The sequence below is a fragment of the Planktothrix sp. FACHB-1355 genome (assembly GCF_014748295.1).
Lineage (GTDB): Bacteria > Cyanobacteriota > Cyanobacteriia > Cyanobacteriales > Aerosakkonemataceae > Aerosakkonema > Aerosakkonema funiforme_A.
Window position 1 is genome coordinate 1 of sequence record NZ_JACJUP010000826.1, and the last position, 3,238, is coordinate 3,238.

Sequence of the window (3,238 nt, forward strand, 5' to 3'; positions counted from 1 at the left end):
CAATGTATTCAAATTATGAGAAATGCTAGACTTTCCGGTCAATTTGCCGAGGTTTGTTCTGGCATTGAGTTAATATCTCCAAATCCAAACAATAATGCGCCTGCGGTTCAGCCAGTTACTGTTCCTCAAGGTAGTCAAACGCAGCCACAAAATTGAGTGCTTCATAGCGCCAAAATTCTCGGTAAATTCTCGCTGCTGAAGCACTAAAAAATTAAGATTAAGTGTGATATTTTTTCTCCATCGAACTGGAAATTAACTACAAGCGCGATCGCACTTCATACAGTCACAACGCGACGGTAACGAGCTTGCACCATCATATAAATACCGTAGGCGACAAGACCGATCGCCACAACACCCAAAACCCAAGGGCCATAGGGTTGTTCCGCCAGTGCTGCTAGTGCGCCACCCAAAGAACGCGCTTGATTGGGGTCAGATTGACGCGCCGCTTGGATGAGGAAAAAGCCGATAATGCTAAAAACTATAGCTTGTGCGGTAAGGCCAAATCTGCCGAGGCGCATTGCCCACGTTCTTTCTACGTTCCTCATTTCCTGCCATTTCAATTCTTGGCGGAATTTGCCAGTAAAAGCTTTATAAATTTGATAGCACGCGATGCCAATTATAATTACTCCCACAGTAGCTACCAACCACTGACCGAAAGGCTGTGCCAGCAAACGTGCTGTCCAGTGTTGCGTTGAATTGCTACCGCCTCCGCTTGCGGAACCTAAAATTATTTTAGTAGCTGTTAAAGCTAAACCGGCATATATTAAACCGCTGATAAAATAGCCGATGCGCTGTGCAATACCTTTGGCATCGCTGCCTTTGCGTTCGGGGTCGAGAAATGCCTGCACAAAACGCCATACGACGTATCCAACTAAGCCGATCGCCACCAAACCAAGCAAGAATTTTCCAAACGGTTGTGTCACAATAGTTTGGAGAGCGCCTTTAGAGTCGGTTGTTCTGCCGCCTGCGCCAAATGCAGCTTGCGCCGCCAACACACCGACGATCGCATACACTACCCCTTTTGCCGCTATACCAAATCTTGCCAAACGTTCCACCCAAGGATGAGCAGCTGCTTGTCTTGCTGCCGTTTCTACATTTTTATTAGGTAAATTTTGTCGAGTCATATATTTGGGAATTTCAAATTGCAAATTTAAGATGGCAAATTTAAAAATGGTTTTATATGGCAAAATCAGATTTCAAATCAAAAAAAATTCAATCTGAAATCTGAAATCTCAAATCTGAAATTACGATGAAGGAAACTGTTCTACATAAGCTTCTGCTTGCAGCGTCAGCTTGCCGTTTTGCACATCCAACTTTTTCAGGCGCAACGACATTCCTTCCAACTCAAAATTACGTAAATCTAACAATTCGCTGGACTTATCCAACAAAGCGTTAGTCAGTTCTGGCGATACTTCCTTCCCTTCCGCGTACTCAACATCCTCAAGCGAGATGCGGTTTCCGCCTTCTTTCACACGCGGTATAGCAGTGAAAGCAGTTTGTTTGGTTTCGCCGCCCTCCCGCAGACCAACAGTCGCGTTTAAGCTAAATTTGCCTTGACCGGGTAGGCGGAATTCCACTTTTTGCACATCAACCGTTGTCGGTCGATCGTTTATATGCACATTCAGGTTTTGCAGCTTATCGCGGATAAAGTTGGAATTGAAGGCGCGATCGAGATCTTTTTCTGTGAGGACAACTCGCGTTTCTGCTTCGGTAGGATGTTTCAATTGAATATCGCCAAAGGCGGCGCGAAGAGGATCGATCGCGATGCGATCTATGTGCATCTCCAATTCCTCTGTCCGCAGGTCTTCTTGCATGACCATGCCTTTGCCTTTAATATCAACCGAATCCAATTCTCCCTGAATTACTTTCAGCGGATTGGTACGGATATCTACGTTAAGTTCCTCTACTTCATCCAGTTGACTGGATAGGCCAATTTCCGCTGCCTTACTGAGTGCTTGCTCACCTAGCCCTGGTTGATTTGCTGCCATTTTGCTATTTTTTATCGCAGTACCTACCTAACTTTAGGCGGTCGGTATAAAGCAGCGAATCTGCATCCCGACAGAATAATTTATGAGCGGTTATCTATCTTTAGATAGCCCCACACTTACATTGACGGTATTTGTCTGATGTATGCTTCTGCCATCACCGTTAAGGTGCCCTTTTGTACATCCATATCTTTGACGCGAAACGCGCTTCCTTCCAGTTCGTAGTAAGGTAAATTTACCAGTTCTTTGAACTTCAACATTAAAGCCACTATTAATTCTAAGCCAATGCCATTTCCCGGCGTGCAGTGGAAGGCTTCTAGTAACAATGGCTGCGAAGAAGTGCGCGGGTAAAGTAAGGCAATGAAGTCTAACTGTCGAGTATTGCCCTCGTGCAGCAGCACGTTACCGCTGCATTTTATCTTACCGTCACCTGGTAAGTTAATTTCCATGTGTTGCAATTCCAGAGTAACAATTTTACCATCCACATCCAGATCTAAAGGTGGCAACTTGCTGCGGATGTAGTCGGAATTGAGAGAACGGTTGATATCTTCTTCCGTTAGGACAACGCGGATAGAGGCATCTGTCGGATGAGTAAGTTTGATTTCACCAAAAATAGCACTTAAAGGATTGATTGCAATCCGACCTGTTTGCACTTGCACTTCTTGGACGCGGATGTCTTTTTGGATTGCCAAACCTTGGCCGGCAAATGAAACTGAATCGGCTTGTCCTTGAACGATATTAAGTAGATTAGTTTTGACATCTATATTTACGTCCTCTACTTTATCCACTTGGCTAATTACCCCTATTTCTGCGGCGGTAGAAAGTACCTCTTCCTCCAGCCGGGGTTCATCATCTCGCGTCATGATGTCATCTCCCGATCGCATATATTTTGCCAATTTACGCGATCGCGTCAATAAATTTATCTCCCAGTCGATATAGGCAATCTTTTGCTATTGTCTATCTTTTGTTTAATTTTCAGCTAAACGGTGGTTTCCACGATGCGAGATTTCTGGTGATGGCGATCGCAAACAACCATTCGCACGCCGCCAGATGGGCCTAATGTAAAGCCTCGACGTATGGGTCGAACTGGGCGTTTATCTGCAAGTGCCAATTGCCAGCGCGACAGTATTGTTCCCAGTACAAGTTTCATTTCAAATGGTGCTAATGCTATCCCAAGACAGCGACGATTACCTCCACCAAAGGGGAAATATTCGTAGGGAGAAAACTGACGTTCTAGAAAACGTTCTGGTTTA

General features: G+C 44.9%; 4 protein-coding genes. All 4 read right to left on the bottom strand.

What is annotated here, in order from left to right; genetic code table 11:
- Nucleotides 1-275 precede the first annotated feature (275 nt).
- The gene (locus H6S82_RS25490; RefSeq protein ID WP_190469984.1) at nt 276-1,124 is read right to left on the bottom strand and encodes a DUF1206 domain-containing protein; all 849 of its coding nucleotides are present in this window, start codon (nt 1,122-1,124) and stop codon (nt 276-278) included.
- Nucleotides 1,125-1,244: 120 nt separating this feature from the next.
- Nucleotides 1,245-1,988 carry a DUF2993 domain-containing protein gene (locus tag H6S82_RS25495; RefSeq protein WP_190469982.1) on the bottom strand — a complete coding sequence of 248 codons (744 nt, stop codon included), beginning with the start codon at nt 1,986-1,988 and terminating at the stop codon, nt 1,245-1,247.
- Nucleotides 1,989-2,104: 116 nt separating this feature from the next.
- Complete coding sequence (locus H6S82_RS25500) at nt 2,105-2,899, bottom strand: DUF2993 domain-containing protein (RefSeq protein WP_242057110.1); 795 nt, start codon at nt 2,897-2,899, stop codon at nt 2,105-2,107.
- 65 nt (nt 2,900-2,964) lie between these two features.
- The coding region (locus tag H6S82_RS25505) for a cytochrome P450 (protein WP_191056909.1) at nt 2,965-3,238 on the bottom strand (274 nt) is incomplete at its 5' end.

Coding starts and splice junctions, on each gene's coding strand:
- H6S82_RS25490 (WP_190469984.1), bottom strand. CDS start 1,124: ATGACTCGACAAAATTTACCTAATAAAAATGTAGAAACGGCAGCAAGA.
- H6S82_RS25495 (WP_190469982.1), bottom strand. CDS start 1,988: ATGGCAGCAAATCAACCAGGGCTAGGTGAGCAAGCACTCAGTAAGGCA.